The 15332-nt window shown below is 55.8% G+C and carries 15 protein-coding genes and 2 tRNA genes; 5 read left to right on the top strand and 12 right to left on the bottom strand.

Annotation, left to right across the window (positions count from 1 at the left end):
• Nucleotides 1-7: 7 nt before the first annotated feature.
• The 4 genes from A6013_RS01145 to mdtK form a co-directional block, all read right to left on the bottom strand.
• Complete coding sequence (locus A6013_RS01145) at nt 8-1603, bottom strand: FAD-NAD(P)-binding protein (protein WP_069732386.1); 1596 nt, start codon at nt 1601-1603, stop codon at nt 8-10.
• 118 nt (nt 1604-1721) lie between these two features.
• Nucleotides 1722-1798, bottom strand: a tRNA-Val gene (locus A6013_RS01140).
• 4 nt (nt 1799-1802) lie between these two features.
• Nucleotides 1803-1879: transfer RNA gene (locus tag A6013_RS01135), tRNA-Val, on the bottom strand.
• Between the two features lie 153 nt (nt 1880-2032).
• The gene (mdtK, locus tag A6013_RS01130; RefSeq protein WP_069732385.1) at nt 2033-3406 is read right to left on the bottom strand and encodes an MdtK family multidrug efflux MATE transporter; all 1374 of its coding nucleotides are present in this window, start codon (nt 3404-3406) and stop codon (nt 2033-2035) included.
• 225 nt (nt 3407-3631) lie between these two features.
• On the opposite strand from mdtK, the gene A6013_RS01125 reads away from it, so the two are divergent.
• Entirely contained in the window at nt 3632-4273 is a 642-nt protein-coding gene (locus A6013_RS01125; protein ID WP_069732384.1) for a riboflavin synthase, read from the top strand.
• A 31-nt stretch (nt 4274-4304) separates the two neighbouring features.
• Here A6013_RS01125 and cfa read toward each other — a convergent pair whose 3' ends face one another.
• On the bottom strand, nt 4305-5453 hold the full coding sequence (gene cfa, locus A6013_RS01120) for a cyclopropane fatty acyl phospholipid synthase (protein ID WP_028012888.1): 1149 nt from the start codon (nt 5451-5453) through the stop codon (nt 4305-4307).
• Nucleotides 5454-5750: 297 nt separating this feature from the next.
• Complete coding sequence (punC, locus tag A6013_RS01115) at nt 5751-6941, bottom strand: purine nucleoside transporter PunC (RefSeq protein WP_069732383.1); 1191 nt, start codon at nt 6939-6941, stop codon at nt 5751-5753.
• A 114-nt stretch (nt 6942-7055) separates the two neighbouring features.
• Here punC and punR point away from each other — a divergent pair, with 114 nt between their 5' ends.
• On the top strand, nt 7056-7967 hold the full coding sequence (gene punR, locus A6013_RS01110; RefSeq protein ID WP_028012890.1) for a DNA-binding transcriptional activator PunR: 912 nt from the start codon (nt 7056-7058) through the stop codon (nt 7965-7967).
• A gap of 17 nt (nt 7968-7984) precedes the next feature.
• Here the strand turns inward: punR and purR are convergent, their stop codons facing one another.
• On the bottom strand, nt 7985-9010 hold the full coding sequence (gene purR, locus A6013_RS01105; RefSeq protein ID WP_008500597.1) for an HTH-type transcriptional repressor PurR: 1026 nt from the start codon (nt 9008-9010) through the stop codon (nt 7985-7987).
• Nucleotides 9011-9307: 297 nt separating this feature from the next.
• On the opposite strand from purR, the gene A6013_RS26615 reads away from it, so the two are divergent.
• Together A6013_RS26615 and A6013_RS01095 are read left to right on the top strand one after the other, a co-directional pair.
• Complete coding sequence (locus A6013_RS26615) at nt 9308-9397, top strand: YnhF family membrane protein (RefSeq protein ID WP_020688313.1); 90 nt, start codon at nt 9308-9310, stop codon at nt 9395-9397.
• Between the two features lie 163 nt (nt 9398-9560).
• Nucleotides 9561-10727 (top strand): MFS transporter, encoded by a 1167-nt coding sequence (locus A6013_RS01095; RefSeq protein WP_069732382.1) that lies wholly within the window; start codon nt 9561-9563, stop codon nt 10725-10727.
• A 37-nt stretch (nt 10728-10764) separates the two neighbouring features.
• Here the strand turns inward: A6013_RS01095 and sodB are convergent, their stop codons facing one another.
• Both sodB and A6013_RS01085 read right to left on the bottom strand, forming a co-directional pair.
• Nucleotides 10765-11346 carry a superoxide dismutase [Fe] gene (gene sodB / locus A6013_RS01090; RefSeq protein ID WP_028012892.1) on the bottom strand — a complete coding sequence of 194 codons (582 nt, stop codon included), beginning with the start codon at nt 11344-11346 and terminating at the stop codon, nt 10765-10767.
• Between the two features lie 122 nt (nt 11347-11468).
• The gene (locus A6013_RS01085) at nt 11469-12242 is read right to left on the bottom strand and encodes a C40 family peptidase (protein WP_047368407.1); all 774 of its coding nucleotides are present in this window, start codon (nt 12240-12242) and stop codon (nt 11469-11471) included.
• A 338-nt stretch (nt 12243-12580) separates the two neighbouring features.
• Between A6013_RS01085 and grxD the strand changes: the two genes are divergently transcribed.
• Complete coding sequence (grxD, locus tag A6013_RS01080) at nt 12581-12928, top strand: monothiol glutaredoxin 4 (protein WP_003832760.1); 348 nt, start codon at nt 12581-12583, stop codon at nt 12926-12928.
• Between the two features lie 44 nt (nt 12929-12972).
• Here the strand turns inward: grxD and rnt are convergent, their stop codons facing one another.
• From rnt to A6013_RS01065, 3 genes are all read right to left on the bottom strand, one after another.
• Nucleotides 12973-13623: a ribonuclease T gene (gene rnt / locus A6013_RS01075; RefSeq protein WP_028012894.1), complete on the bottom strand. Its 651-nt coding sequence runs from the start codon at nt 13621-13623 to the stop codon at nt 12973-12975.
• A gap of 95 nt (nt 13624-13718) precedes the next feature.
• The gene (gloA, locus tag A6013_RS01070; protein WP_013096923.1) at nt 13719-14126 is read right to left on the bottom strand and encodes a lactoylglutathione lyase; all 408 of its coding nucleotides are present in this window, start codon (nt 14124-14126) and stop codon (nt 13719-13721) included.
• A gap of 100 nt (nt 14127-14226) precedes the next feature.
• A complete protein-coding gene (locus A6013_RS01065) occupies nt 14227-15324 on the bottom strand; it encodes an alkene reductase (protein WP_028012895.1) in 1098 nt (365 codons plus the stop codon).
• Nucleotides 15325-15332 lie beyond the last annotated feature (8 nt).

Here is a 15332-nt window from a genome sequence, read left to right as displayed (position 1 = left end):
AGCCCTGTCAGTTCTCCACGTACGGTAACCGACGCCGTCTCCCCGAGGCAGGTTTTTCAGCCGCCTTCGCCATCGCCTCTGCAATCTCCGCACACTCCGCCAGCCCCTGAACGAAGGGACTATCGTGCATCAGCCACGGTATCGCACCGAAAGCAATGCGCCCGCGAACCGTTTCAGGCGCTTTAAGCGTGTAATCCTCGCCAACGTCGGGTATCTCGTCGCCCGTCTCTGCCAGCTGTTTACGCAGCGTCGGGAAAGGCAAGTCCTTTGTTTTGAGCGGCTTTTGTCCGCGCGCGTCAATAAACACGTCGAAACGATAAACGCTCTCTTTGGTGGTAATTACCGTCCGATCGCTGCCGGCATCGAGCGTGTAATCATCGCCGAGCGCCGCCACGCTAATGATGCCGGCCTCGCGAAGCGCAAGCAGCCTGCGGATAGACTGCGGCGGGATGGCGGCATAGTTGTCGATAAACACGCGGGCGAGGCCCTGCTTAAAGCGCTCTCTGTCCTCTTCGCTGAGGTGGGGCACAATCTCCTGAACCACCTCATGCAGTCGAAGGACGGTATAGCGCCAGGCCACGGTACGCCGTTCGCGTTTGTTGCGTTCAACCTCGCTGAGGTTCTCTTCCGCCCAGGTAAAGGGCCCGTGCCGTTTACGGTCCTCAAACCATGCCTCACGAAGGCTGTCGGCATCCTGGTTACGCAGAGAAATTTTCTCGCACCACGCCGGATCGGCGAGCTCGAGCTCTTTCACCATCAGGGAAAATATGCGGTCAAGCAGGCCGTCCGATCCTTTGGCTATCTCGTGTTCAACCATGAATTCGGTCAATACCGACAGCGGTTCGTATGGGATTGGACAGTAAAAATCGGCTTCCGGCAGAATGCCCGTGCGGGACATCAGCGTAATGTTTAACCCTTCGCTGCCCTTGTCGAGGAGGAATTTACCGTCACGAAACTCACCGTGCTGCATTACCACCGCCATAGCCGCGTCCAGACCGCTCAACGACGTTCCCATAATGCCCACGCGGCAAGGGGGAATGCTGGCGTCCATCAACCCCGACCACGGGCTGGGGAAGAACGTGCGCGTGGCTTCCTCCTCATCTGGCCAGACGTGGCCGGTGGCGATAACCGCCAGGTCGAACCGATCGGGCAAAGTGGTGTCGTTGACGGAAAGCGTTACGCCGGTTGTCGAGGGGATGATGTCCGTTACCTTCGCGGATTCATGGACCGTAACCTGGAACCCCAGCTTTTTTGCCTCTTTCACGATTGAACGCAAGCTGTCGCGAAAATACTCTCCCAACAGGAGTCGGGGCAGGAACTGCCGGTCATGCAGGCTGGCTTTATCAACCTTAAAGCGCGCCAGATGGGCGTCGCTCTGTTCCTTGAGCCAGTCGAGGTAGGTCATAAAAATGGGCGGGATTTCAATGCTCGCAATGTTCGCCAGCATCAGCCGGGAATTATCGTCGTCGTTATAGGGCATGCCCACGCCGGCTTCATCGGCCTGTTCGAAGACGGATACGGAGAGCGGCGTGCTGTTATTAAGCAGATGATAAAAGGTGTAAATCCCTGTGGGGCCGGAGCCGATAATCGCGATTTTCTTCATCGACACGTTTCCTGTGTTTTTTCCATAGAAAAAGCGTAGCAGGAGAATAATAAAGAAAATAAGGGATTAAGAAAATTCAGGACAACAGGAGAGAATTTGCACCATTTCAGGACTGAAATGGTGCGTCCGAGTGGACTCGAACCACCGACCCCCACCATGTCAAGGTGGTGCTCTAACCAACTGAGCTACGGACGCAGAATGGTGCGTTCAATTGGACTCGAACCAACGACCCCCACCATGTCAAGGTGGTGCTCTAACCAACTGAGCTATGAACGCAACGTGTTGTCGGTGACAACGGGGACGAATATTAGCGGCACAGCATCAAGGAGGCAAGAGGGAAAACGCATTTTTCTCTCTGATTTCACGCGATTGCTTCATTACCGCGCAAAGTGAAGAGAAAGTAGCCGCCAGCTGGCGGCTACTGCGTAGTTAACGCGCAGCGCGCTGCAAAATTACCGTTGACGGCTGGCGCTGCAGGAAGCGCATGCGCATCATCATCATGATCGCCGCCGACGTCAGTCCGATGATAAAGCCCATCCAGAATCCGGCTGGCCCCATGCGATCAACGACCAGATCGGTCAGTGCCAACACGTAGCCAGTAGGCAGACCCAGCACCCAGTAGGCGATAAAGGTAATAAAGAAGATCGAACGCGTGTCTTTATAGCCGCGCAATACGCCGCTGCCAATCACCTGAATGGAGTCAGAAATCTGGTAAATCGCGGCCAGCAGCATCAGGTGCGATGCCAGCGTGACGACCTCCGGATTATCGTTATAGAGCAGGGCAATTTGCTCGCGCAGCGCTACGGTAAAAAGCGCCGTGCAAATGGCCATGCAGACGCCAACGCCTAATCCGGTGCGCGCGGCGGTTTGCGCATCAAGCGTCGAGCCTTGTCCCAGGCGGAAGCCCACGCGGATCGTCACTGCCGCGGCCAGCGACATGGGCAGAACAAACATCAAAGAGCTGAAGTTCAGCGCGATCTGGTGCCCGGCGACGTCCACAATGCCCAGCGGGGAGACCAGCAGGGCGACCACGGCAAACAGGGTCACCTCAAAGAACAGGGCCAGCGCAATCGGCAAGCCTAGCTGCACCAGGCGCGTCATAATGCTCCAGTCCGGCGTGCTGAATCTGTTCTCGTTACGAATATCGCGCATTGAACGGGCGCGCTTCACATAAGCGATCATACTGAAGAACATTACCCAGTAAACCGCAGCCGTCGCCACGCCACAGCCGACGCCGCCCAGCTCCGGCATGCCGAAATGGCCGTAGATAAAGATGTAGTTCACCGGAATATTCACCAGCAGGCCGATAAAGCCCATCACCATGCCGGGCTTGGTTTTCGCCAGCCCTTCACACTGGTTACGGGCGACCTGGAAAAAGAGGTAGCCGGGCGCACCCCAGAGCAGGGCGCGCAGATAGCCCACGGCTTTGTCTGCCAGCGCCGGGTCAATGTTATGCATGGCGCGGATGATATGACCCGCGTTCCAGAGCACGACCATAATCAGTACGGAGACAAACCCTGCCAGCCAGAAACCCTGACGGACCTGATGGGCAATACGCTCGCGACGACCCGAGCCATTAAGCTGAGCGATAACCGGGGTGAGGGCGAGCAGCAGACCGTGGCCGAACAGGATGGCCGGCAGCCAGATTGACGTGCCGATAGCAACGGCCGCCATATCGGTGGCGCTGTAGCCACCCGCCATTACCGTATCCACAAATCCCATTGCGGTCTGGGCCACCTGCGCGACGATCACTGGTATAGCCAGTGCCAATAGCTGGCGCGCTTCATTCATGTACTTCTGCACGTGAACACCTTTATTTTGTAGTTATATGAGAGACTAAAAAAGCCGCCGAAACGGGCAGCAAGAAGAAAATGCAGGGGGGTGCCAGCTATTGTAGCGGGCTTTAGCTATTTATCTAGTGAAAAAATCGCCAGAAAATGCGCTCCGCTGGCAACCTGTTTTTCCAACTGTTATTGTGGTGGGATTAAACGGTGTCACCACCGTCCGGAAAAAACAGGAGTTGTAAGCATGTTTACTGGTATTGTGCAGGGCACCGCCAAAGTGGTGTCCATTGATGAAAAACCTAATTTTCGTACTCATGTTGTAGAGCTGCCAGAATATATGCTCGACGGCATCGAAACCGGCGCCTCGGTTGCCCATAACGGCTGCTGCCTGACCGTCACCGAAATTAATGGCAACCAGATTAGCTTTGATTTAATGAAAGAGACGCTGCGTATTACCAACCTGGGCGAGCTGGTGGTGGGGGACACCGTCAACGTTGAGCGCGCGGCGAAGTTCAGCGACGAGATTGGCGGCCATCTGATGTCCGGGCACATCATGACCACCGCCGAAGTGGCGAAAATCGTTACATCAGAAAATAACCGTCAAATCTGGTTTAAAGTGCAGGACCCGTCATTAATGAAATACATCCTCTATAAAGGGTTTATTGGCATTGATGGGATTAGTCTGACGGTGGGAGAAGTTACTCCGACGCGTTTTTGCGTGCATTTAATTCCCGAGACGCTGCAGCGCACCACGCTGGGTTCGAAAAAACTGGGGCATCGCGTGAATATCGAAATCGATCCGCAAACCCAGGCGGTTGTAGATACCGTTGAGCGCGTGCTGGCCGCAAAAGAAGCCGCAATAATTAAAACTGTAGAAGAAGAATAAAAAATAACCCCGGCTGGCCGGGGTTATTTTTCTAGCGTGCGACCCGCAAGCCGTGTTCAATCCCACGGCTAAAAACAACCTGCCAGAGCTGAATATCTCGCGCGCGAAACGCCCCCGCGCAGGCATTCAGATAATAGCTAAACATCCGCTTGAATCGTTCAGAATAGTTGTCCGCAATTTCAGGCCAGGCTTCCTGAAAACGTGCATGCCACGCCATTAACGTGGTGTCGTAATCCGCGCCGAAGTTATGCCAGTCTTCCATCACGAAATGGGATTCGCTGGCGTTGGCAATCTGGCGTACGGACGGTAAACAGCCATTCGGAAAGATGTATTTGTTGATCCACGGGTCAACGTTATTGTCGGTCCGCTTAGAGCCGATGGTGTGCAGCAGGAAAATACCGTCCGGTTTCAGATTACGGTCCACCACCTCGAAATAGGTGTCGTAATTTTTCGGCCCGACGTGCTCGAACATGCCCACGGAAACGACCCGGTCAAACTGTTCGTTCAGATCCCGGTAATCCTGCAGGCGGATATCCACATCAAGCCCCAGGCAGCGCTCCTGCGCCATTTTTTGCTGTTCAGCGGAAATGGTGACGCCGACCACGCTGACGCCGTAGTGCTTCGCCATAAAATACGCCAGCCCGCCCCAGCCGCAGCCAATATCCAGCACGCGCATACCGGGCTGCAACTGCAATTTCTCGCTAATCAGGCGCAGCTTGGCCTGCTGAGCCTCTTCAAGCGTCGACGCCTCTTTCCAGTAGGCGCAGGAGTATTGCATGAAGGGGTCCAGCATGCGGCTGAACAGATCGTTGCCGAGATCGTAATGCTCTTTGCCGACGATCCAGGCACGCTTTTTACTTTGCAGGTTAAAGAGACGGGCAGAGGCGACACGCAGGGTGTCTTTAAGATTACGGGGGAGCTGTTTTTCCAGACCAGCACGCAGCACGCTGGCGAAAAAAGTATCCAGCCGTTCGCATTCCCACCAGCCGTCCATATAGCTTTCCCCCAGGCCTAGCGACCCCTCGCGCAACACGCGTTTAAAAAAATCGGGATGTTTAACCTGAGGATCCGATGGGGATGATCCGTTGATAGTGATGCCTGCCCGACCTAACAGTTCACTGACGATCCGGGACCAGTTATCGTCCGGAACGCTGACTTCTTCTATACACGATGAACTCATAGCTTCTCCATCACCCTACTGTGATCAGAACCTTAAAACAGCGTAGACGCTTTTTTGGTTTGTGAGAAATCTCACGGTAAATACCGCGAGGCTAGTATCCGACGTAGAACAGAGGAAGGGAGATAACCCTTGCCGAAATGCCTTCCATGGTAAAACGGGAGCACTCCGGCTCCCGTTAACACATAATATTTATCGTATTTAATCGAACCAAATTTAGTATAGGCCTCAAAATTTGGTGATTCAATAGAAAATTCTTAGCAACCTAATCACTGAAAATTAACATAGTTTCTGGCGCGATTAGGCATGCGAGGTTTCTACCTGCGGGCTCTCATCCTGCGCGGAAGCCTGCATGCGATAGCCTATGACGGCCAGCGCAACGGTAGCCAGCATCACGCTGGTTGTCGTCAGCAGCGGCGTGGCAATCAGCGCGGAGACCACCAGGCTTGCCAGGAAGCACAGCCCCAGCTGCAGGGTGTTCTGCAGCGCAGCCGCGCGGCCTGTCGCCTGCGGGAACGGACGCAGTGCCTGCGCCACAACGATAGGGTAGATCGCCCCGTTCGCGATGGCCATCACGCAGAATGGAATCAATATTTCGGCCAGACCCGCGCCCGGAATAAAGCCAACGGCCCAGGTGCCGATGACGCTCAGCGCATAGAGCACCAGCAGCCACGGCAGCATCTGCTGGCCTTCCCATTTTTGCAGCGCCGCGCGGCAGCCGTACCCGCCCACCAGGAACGCGATGGTCTGCGGAACGTAGCTCAGGCCAATGGCCGCAGGGCTATAGCCCATATCGTGCAGAATAAAAGGCGAACCGGTCAGCCACGCGAAGAAGCTCGCCGAGCAGGCGGCATAGATCAGAACGTTGCCGCGATACGCTTTCGCGCTCAGCAGGGAGGTGAAGGTAATCGGCTTCGCGTCTGCGTGCGCCTCTTTTTTATGCGCGGGCTTGAGGGCGAACGCCGGCAGCATCAGCACCAGCGTGATGGCAAACAGCGTGGCAAAGATGGCCTGCCAGTCAAAGTGCGCGAGGATCCAGCTGCCCAGCAGCGGGGCGAGGGCCGGTGAGAGCCCCACCAGCGGCATAATGGTGGCGAAAATACGGTTAGTGCGGTTCGCCGGGTAGTAGTCGGTGACCAGCGCCTGCCAGGTCACGGCCGCGGCACAGACGCCGACCGCCTGAACAAACCGCAGCACCAGCAGCCAGGTGGCATCGCGCACCCATAGCATCCCCAGGCAGCCCACGGCAAAAATGGCCAGCCCCAGCAGCAGCACCGGTTTACGCCCAAAGCGATCCGAAAGCGGTCCCCAGAGCAACTGCGCGAAGGCAAAACCGGCCAGGAACAGGCTCAGGCTGGCGCTGATGGCGGCAGCAGGGGTTTGCAAATCTTCCTGCATGGCGGCAAACGCCGGCAGGTACATATCGGTGGCCAAAAAGCCCAGCACGCTTAAGCCGCCGAGCCAGACTAAAAAACCTTTCCTGGGTTGCACTGTTTTATTCTCCTGAGGAGGCAGGTATATGTTGGCGCTGAGTGTAGGGAGTGCAAAGCCGCTTGTGAAACGCTAATATTTGGCGGGTGCATTCAAATTTTTTGCAGGCAGAAAATGTGGTCAGATTATTCTCTTGAAGTGGTCGATGCTGTCGCGCGTAACGGCAGCTTTAGCGGAGCGGCGCAGGAGTTGCACCGCGTCCCTTCGGCCATCAGCTATACGGTGCGACAGCTCGAGGAGTGGCTGGCGGTACCGCTGTTTGAACGGCGGCATCGTGATGTGGAATTAACGCCCGCAGGGGCGTGGTTTTTGAAGGAAGGGCGCTCTGTTATCAAAAAAATGCAGATCACCCGCGAGCAGTGCCAGCAGATCGCGAACGGCTGGCGGGGCCACCTTTCCATTGCGGTGGATAACATTGTTAAACCCGAGCGCACCCGGCAGATGATTGTCGACTTTTATCGGCATTTCTCTGACGTAGAACTGCGGGTCTCGCAGGAGGTGTTCAACGGCGTCTGGGATGCGCTGGCGGACGGCAGGGTAGAGATGGCGATTGGTGCGACCCAGGCGATCCCGGTCGGGGGACGTTACGCCTTTCGCGATATGGGGATGCTGAGCTGGAAATGCGTGGTGGCGAGCGATCATCCGCTGGCGGCGACGGAAGGGCCGCTGAGCGACGATACGCTGCGCAGCTGGCCGTCGCTGGTGCTGGAAGATACCTCCCGCTCGCTGCCGAAGCGAATTACCTGGCTGCTGGACAACCAGCGGCGGGTTGTCGCCCCTGACTGGGGATCGTCGGCGACGTGCCTCAGCGCCGGGCTCTGCGTAGGCATGGTGCCCGCCCATTTTGCACGTCCGCGAATCGACACCGGTGAGTGGGTTGAGCTGACGCTGGAGAATCCGTTCCCGGATGCGGCCTGCTGCCTCACCTGGCAACAAAATGATGTCTCGCCGGCGATGGCCTGGCTGCTGGACTATCTGGGGGACAGCGAAACGCTTAACCGGGAGTGGCTGCGGGAGCCAGACTGACTGGCTCCGCAATGAAATTAACGACGGTAGTCGCGGAACGGGCCATCCGCAACGGAACGGCGTTCGATGAGGCGAGGGTGAACTTCAATGGACTGCGACTCTTCACGTTTGTTGACGATCCTGTCCAGCAGCATATTGAAGGCCGTTTCACCCAGCGAATCTTTCGGCTGGTGAATGGTGGTCAACGCTGGCGTGAAGAAGCGCGCGTTGCGCACGTTGTCATACCCGATCACGGAGATGTCCTGCGGTACGCGCAGACCCAGCTCGTCGGCCGCACAGAGGGCGCCCATCGCCATGATATCGCCCCCGCAGAAGACGGCGGTTGGACGGTGAGGCTGGGAGACGATCTGCTGCATCGCGCGGTAGCCTGATTCCGGCTCAAAGTCGCCCTGCACGATCCAGTTTTCCGGCACGGTGATTAGCGCTTCTTCCATCGCTTTCATAAAACCGGCCAGGCGGCCCGCACCGGTGTTGCGTTCCAGCGGGCCCGGGATCACGCCAATCTCGCGGTGGCCGCGTTCGATCAGATAACGGCCCGCCATGTAACCGCCTTCGAAGGCGTTATCGATAACGGAGTCGGTGAAGTCGGCGCGCGCTTCGCCCCAGTCCATCACCACCATAGGGATATGGCGATACTCTTCCAGCATCGACAGCACGGATTCCGGGTACTCTGAACACATCACCAGCAGGCCGTCCACGCGCTTTTGCGCCATCATCGACAGGTAGGCGCGCTGTTTTTCAATGCTGTTCCAGGCGTTGCCGAGAATCAGGGTATAGCCTTTCTGGAAGCAGTTTTTTTCTACCGCTTCAATGATCTCGGCAAAATAGGCCGCTTCGCTGCTGGTCGCCAGCAGACCAATAGACTTGGTGTGATTAACCTTGAGGCTGCGCGCAACCGCGCTCGGCGAGTAGTGCAGCTCTTTGATCGCTGCCCAGACGGCGTTGCGCGTCTCTTCCGCCACAAAACGGGTTTTGTTAATTACATGTGATACGGTTGTAGTGGAAACGTTTGCGCGTTTTGCTACGTCTTTAATTGTTGCCATTAAATGTCACTCCAGACCATATCCTAAACTCCTGAAAAACTTGAAGGTAAACGTTTGCCTTCTCTCACCCTTATCACGCAATTTTGAATTGCGGCACGCCGGGAAAACGACACGGGACGTCAGGAGGGGGTCAATGGCCGGTACGCTAATAAATTTAGCGTGGAATTTTGGCCTATCTTGATGAAAAGGGGAAGAGGTAAAGTGTTTATCAGCTTAAATCCAGGAAGATTTTTGACGTAAACTGTGCAAAAATGAGCAAGCTCACTTTTCGTGGGGGGATTAAAAGGAGAAAAATTGATGAGTTCCGATCTGAAGTTTTCGCTGTTCACCACCGTTATTGTGCTGGCGCTGATTGTGGCGGCTGGCCTGACGGCTGCGCTGCATTGATTTACGCGGGGGGAGAGCCTTCTCCCTCCCGAACGCTCCGATTGTTACTTCTCTGGCAAATATCTTTTGCCATTTTGTTAACTTCTCATTTTTTGTGATTGATGTCATGCTTTCCGCTTCTTTGTTCTGTGTCACCACATGACACGGCATCCGGAGTTGACGCATGAAAATCAATTTTCCCCTGCTGGCCCTGGCGATTGGCGCTTTTGGGATTGGCACCACTGAATTCTCCCCGATGGGGTTACTGCCCGTTATCGCCCGGGGCGTGGACGTCTCGATCCCGGCCGCCGGGATGTTAATCAGCGCCTACGCCATCGGCGTGATGGTAGGAGCGCCGCTGATGACGCTTCTGCTTTCGCACCGTGCGCGCCGCAATGCGCTGATTTTCCTGATGGCGATTTTCACCCTGGGCAACGTGCTTTCGGCCATTTCGCCGGATTACACCACTCTGATGCTGTCGCGCATTCTGACCAGCCTCAACCACGGTGCCTTCTTTGGTCTGGGCTCGGTCGTGGCCGCAAGCGTGGTGCCAAAACACAAGCAGGCCAGCGCCGTGGCCACCATGTTTATGGGGCTTACGATTGCCAACATCGGCGGTGTTCCTGCGGCAACCTGGCTGGGCGAGGTCATTGGCTGGCGGATGTCCTTCCTGGCGACGGCCGGACTGGGCGTGGTCGCGATGGTGGCGTTGTTCTTCTCCCTGCCAAAAGGCTGTGCGGGTGAACGCCCTGATGTACGCAGAGAGCTGTCGGTGCTGATGCGCCCGCAGGTACTCTCCGCGCTGCTGACCACCGTGCTGGGGGCAGGAGCGATGTTTACCCTCTACACCTACATTTCGCCGGTCTTACACGACATTACCCACGCAACGCCACTCTTTGTTACCGCGATGCTGGTGCTGATTGGCGTCGGCTTCTCGATTGGCAACTATCTCGGCGGGAAATTTGCCGACCGTTCCGTGAGCGGCACGCTGAAGGGCTTTTTAACCCTGCTGATTGTCATTATGGTCGCGATCCCGTGGCTGGCGCAGAATGAATTCGGCGCGGCGATTGCGATGGTTGTCTGGGGCGCTGCCACCTTTGCCGTGGTGCCGCCGCTGCAGATGCGCGTGATGCGTGTCGCCCATGAGGCGCCGGGTCTCTCGTCTTCCGTGAATATCGGGGCATTCAATCTCGGCAATGCGCTGGGCGCCGCCGCCGGAGGCGCCGTGATTTCAGGCGGTCTGGGGTACAGTTTTGTGCCGGTGATGGGGGCGATTATTGCCGCGCTCGGCCTGCTGCTGGTGATGATGTCCGGCCGTAAACAGCCTGAAGCGGTTTGCACGGCTGAATAAGCAAAAACGCAGAAGGGTTACCCCTTCTGCGTGTCTCTTACGCGGCGAAGTTCTTCGCGACAAAGTCCCAGTTAACCAGAGCCCAGAAGTGCTCCAGGTAGTTCGGGCGCGCATTACGGTAATCAATGTAGTAAGCATGTTCCCACACGTCCACGGTCATCAGCGGCGTAGCGCTGGTGGTCAGCGGGGTGCCCGCGTTAGACGTGGACACGATAGCCAGTTTGCCATCCGCCTCTTTTACCAGCCACGTCCAGCCAGAACCGAAGTTCTTGATGGCGGCATCGGTAAACTTCGCTTTAAACTCTGCAAAGCTGCCAAAGGCGGCGTTGATGGCGGCTGCCAGTTCACCGGCAGGTTCGCCACCGGCATTCGGCGCCAGGCAGTGCCAGTAGAAAGTATGGTTCCACACCTGAGCCGCGTTGTTAAAAACGCCACCCTCTGAGCTGCGAACGATCTCTTCCAGCGTTTTGCCTTCAAAATCGGTGCCCTTGATGAGGTTGTTCAGGTTAGTGACGTACGTCTGATGATGCTTGCCGTAGTGGTATTCCAGGGTTTCCGCAGAAATGTGCGGTGCCAGGGCGTCTTTTGCATACGGTAGTGCAGGTAATTCGAACGACATTGCTTCTCTCCTTATTGTATTTTGTGTTGCCAATAACCCTACAGACAACAAGGACAGGATAGCAAATTGAAAGGGTATGCAAAAGAGGAACTTACCCTGCCGCAGATGCGGCAGGGCAGGGATTAACGAATGGTTTTTGGCGTCATGACGCGACGCGCGCCGACGTAGTGACGTACCCAGTAATCTTCGCTGAGCGAGGTGATCTGAATGTCCTGACCGCTGCGCGGAGACTGGATGAATTTCCCGTTGCCGACGTAGACGCCCACGTGGTCAGCCGTACCGCGACCCTGCGTGCGGAAGAAGACCAGGTCGCCGTTTTCCAGCTCACCCCGGTTAACCGGTGACGCATCGCGCAGGTGATACATCTCATTGGCGGTACGTGGAATACGGAATTTAACCAGATCTTTATAGGCGTAATAGACGAGGCCGCTGCAGTCGAAACCGGTACGCGGCGAACTGCCGCCCCAACGATAAGGTTTGCCAATCTGCCCCATCAGTTTATTCATCGCGGTTTTTTGCGCTTTTTGCACACGCACTTTATGCACATCCGCCAGCTTTGTTACCTTCGTGCATTTTGCTTTATGGCCTTTACGGGTAATGCATTTTTCTGTAACGAGGTTAGCGGCGGTCTGCGAAGCTTTATTTTTGGCGGTGCGGGTAGTGCGGGAAGATTTTGTTTTCGTCTTGCTGGAAGCGGTTTGTTTAGTCTGAGCGGTGGTTTTTTTCTTGTCGTTCTTGTTGCTGGTTTTTTTCTTACGTTCTGTGGCTTTCACCAGATGGCTTTTTTGTACAGCAGATTGCCGCGCCTGCTGAGAGGCGTTTGCCGCTGGCGTTAACGTGAGTGATGTAAACAGTAAAGCACAGAGCGTGATCGAGATTTTAGTTATCCGCGCCACTGGGCAGTCCCCTGATATATGCAGGTCATCAATAATACCCGCGTGTGATTTACAAAGCCCGTCGATTCTAATCCATAAAAACCCGAGAAGTTAATAGCATTTTTCAATCTAAAAACGTGTTTCGTTAGCAAGTGCAAAAAAATTCATCGTTCTGACGCAGAATTGTTCACTCCCTAAGCAAAACCCTGACGGGCGAAGGGGTAAACACCATTTGCAATGCAACTTTTGTGGAGTCGGGGTAAAATATATAAACGTGACGAAAATGTTATTTTCCGATGCCAGCCTGACCCGCTACAATGTCAGACTATTGCCGTAACAGAAGTTAAAGGAAGCAAGACATGAGCACCACTATTGAAAAAATCCAGCGCCAGATCGCTGAAAACCCGATTCTGCTGTATATGAAAGGTTCTCCGAAGCTGCCAAGCTGTGGCTTCTCCGCGCAAGCGGTTCAGGCGCTGTCAGCCTGTGGTGAGCGTTTTGCTTACGTTGATATCCTGCAGAATCCGGACATCCGCGCTGAGCTGCCTAAGTACGCTAACTGGCCGACCTTCCCGCAGCTGTGGGTAGACGGCGAGCTGGTGGGCGGCTGCGATATCCTGATTGAGATGTATCAGCGCGGCGAACTGCAGCAGCTGATCAAAGAGACGGCGGCGAAGTACAAAACGGAAGAGCCGGACGCTGAATAATTTTCTGCGTTAATAAAAAAGCGACCTGAAGAGGTCGCTTTTTTTTATTCTTCACTGTCGCCCATCGGCAGCGGCCAGCCGCCCAGACGCTTCCAGCGGTTGACGATCTCACAGAACAGCTCTGCGGTGCGCTCCGTATCGTATAAGGCGGAGTGCGCCTGGGTACCGTCAAACGGTATACCCGCCGTAATGCAGGCTTTGGATAAAACCGTTTGTCCCAGCGCCAGACCGCTTAGCGCGGCGGTGTCGAAGGTCACGAACGGGTGGAAAGGGTTGCGTTTGAGCGATGCGCGTTCGGCTGCGGCCATGGTAAAGCTGTGATCGAAGGTGGCGTTATGGGCTACCATGATGGCGCGGCTGCAGTTGCTCTCTTTCATGCCTTTACGCACCATTTTAAATATGGCGTGCAGCGCATCATATTCACTGACTGCACCACGCAGCGGGTTATGCGGATCGATACCGTTAAACGCCAGCGCCTCCGGCTGTAAGTTTGCCCCTTCGAAAGGTTCAATGTGGAAATGCAGCGTGGTGTCCGGTGTAAGCCAGCCCTGTTCATCCATCTTCAGCGTGATGGCGGCAATTTCGAGCAGCGCATCGGTTTTAGCGTTAAATCCGGCTGTTTCTACATCAATGACAACGGGATAAAAACCACGAAAACGGTCGCACAGACCGCTAAATTGAGCGTTATCGGACATCAGGGTCTCTTACAAGGGGAAAAAGCAGTGCGCATTATGGCAAATTTTGCAGGGTGATGCAGTAAAACTACGGGCGCATGTTGCGCCCTGAGGGATCAGTTGCCCAGACCGCGACCCGCGTCTTTGGCTTCAATCAGCTCGATCTTGTAACCGTCCGGATCTTCTACAAAGGCAATAACGGTGGTGCCGCCTTTTACCGGGCCGGCTTCGCGCGTGACGTTACCGCCGTTGCTGCGAATGCGTTCACACGCCTCGGCAGCGTTGTCCACTTCCAGCGCGATATGACCGTAGGCGGTGCCCAGTTCATAGCTGTCCACGCCCCAGTTGTAGGTCAGTTCAATGACCGCTTCATCCGTTTCCGGGCCGTAGCCCACGAACGCCAGCGAGTATTTGTATTCCGGGTTTTCGCTGGTGCGCAGCAGCTTCATGCCCAGGACGTTAGTGTAGAAATCGATAGAACGTTGCAGATCGCCAACGCGCAGCATGGTGTGAAGTAGGCGCATAATTTCCTCATTAACCAATGGAATAGACTATTTTTTTGAACAGAAACGATGTTTTAGTATAGCGGCGAAGTGTCGCCGCTATCAATGAACAATGGCGAGATTACAGTGAAGGGTAGTCGGTGTAGCCTTCCGCGCCGCCGCCGTAGAAGCTCTCAGGACGTTGCGGGTTCAGGGCCGCTTTCTGCTGCAGTCGAGCAACCAGATCCGGGTTGGCAATATAGTCGCGGCCAAACGCCACGGCATCGATCAGCCCTTTATTAATCAGATCTTCGGCTTTCTCCGGGGTATAAGCACCCGCACCGATGATCACCCCGTGGAAGCGTTCGCGCACTTTCTGACGGAAGGCTTCCGTATAAGGCTTACCGCCGGCCCAGTCCGGCTCGGACATGTGCAGATAGGCAATGCCGCGCTTCGCCAGCTCTTCAATCAGATACAGCGCGTCCGCTTCTTCATTCGGACCGTTGTCGACGTTCTGGAACGTACCGATTGGGGAGACGCGGATACCGATACGGTCCGGGCTCCACTCCTGACAAACGGCGTCAACCACTTCCAGCACCAGGCGAGCGCGGTTTTCGACGCTGCCGCCGTACTGGTCGGTGCGATGGTTAGACGACGGTGACAGGAACTGGTGCAGCAGGTAACCGTGCGCGGAGTGCAGCTCAACCAGGTCAAAACCGGCTTCGCGGGCGTTGGCCACGGCCTGACGGAAATCGTTCACGATACCCGGGATCTCATCCAGCTCCAGCGCGCGTGGCGTAGAGGTGTCGACGCGGATCGCGTTGCCGTTTTCATCGCGCAGGGAGGTGCGGGTGTTCGCGTTCAGGGCAGACGCTGAAACCGGCGCCTGACCGCCAGGCTGAATGCTGCTGTGGGAGATACGACCGGTATGCCACAGCTGGACCGCAATGCGACCGTCTTCAGCGTGAACGCCCGCGGTGATTTTCTGCCATGCGGCGATCTGCTCCGGGCTGTGCAGCCCCGGCGCACCCGCATATCCCTTGGCCTGAGCAGAAATCTGCGTGGCTTCAGTGATGATCAGGCCAGAGCTGGCGCGCTGACGATAGTATTCACCCATCAGTGGGGTTGGGATATCACCCGGCTCAATGCTTCGCAGACGGGTAAGGGGAGCCATAAACACGCGGTTTGGCGCGGTGACGGCACCCACTTTTAAGGGGGTAAATAATTTTTCAGCTGACATAACGACTC

It is taken from the genome of Enterobacter sp. IF2SW-B1, from assembly GCF_001743375.1.
Lineage (GTDB): Bacteria > Pseudomonadota > Gammaproteobacteria > Enterobacterales > Enterobacteriaceae > Enterobacter > Enterobacter bugandensis.
Note: the sequence above shows the minus strand (reverse complement) of the source record. Positions and strands in the feature narration are given on the sequence as shown.

Coding starts and splice junctions, on each gene's coding strand:
- sodB (WP_028012892.1), bottom strand. CDS start 11,346: ATGTCGTTCGAATTACCTGCACTACCGTATGCAAAAGACGCCCTGGCA.
- A6013_RS01145 (WP_069732386.1), bottom strand. CDS start 1,603: ATGAAGAAAATCGCGATTATCGGCTCCGGCCCCACAGGGATTTACACC.
- A6013_RS01125 (WP_069732384.1), top strand. CDS start 3,632: ATGTTTACTGGTATTGTGCAGGGCACCGCCAAAGTGGTGTCCATTGAT.
- rnt (WP_028012894.1), bottom strand. CDS start 13,623: ATGTCCGATAACGCTCAATTTAGCGGTCTGTGCGACCGTTTTCGTGGT.
- A6013_RS01065 (WP_028012895.1), bottom strand. CDS start 15,324: ATGTCAGCTGAAAAATTATTTACCCCCTTAAAAGTGGGTGCCGTCACC.
- grxD (WP_003832760.1), top strand. CDS start 12,581: ATGAGCACCACTATTGAAAAAATCCAGCGCCAGATCGCTGAAAACCCG.
- cfa (WP_028012888.1), bottom strand. CDS start 5,453: ATGAGTTCATCGTGTATAGAAGAAGTCAGCGTTCCGGACGATAACTGG.
- A6013_RS26615 (WP_020688313.1), top strand. CDS start 9,308: ATGAGTTCCGATCTGAAGTTTTCGCTGTTCACCACCGTTATTGTGCTG.
- A6013_RS01095 (WP_069732382.1), top strand. CDS start 9,561: ATGAAAATCAATTTTCCCCTGCTGGCCCTGGCGATTGGCGCTTTTGGG.
- punR (WP_028012890.1), top strand. CDS start 7,056: ATGTGGTCAGATTATTCTCTTGAAGTGGTCGATGCTGTCGCGCGTAAC.
- purR (WP_008500597.1), bottom strand. CDS start 9,010: ATGGCAACAATTAAAGACGTAGCAAAACGCGCAAACGTTTCCACTACA.
- gloA (WP_013096923.1), bottom strand. CDS start 14,126: ATGCGCCTACTTCACACCATGCTGCGCGTTGGCGATCTGCAACGTTCT.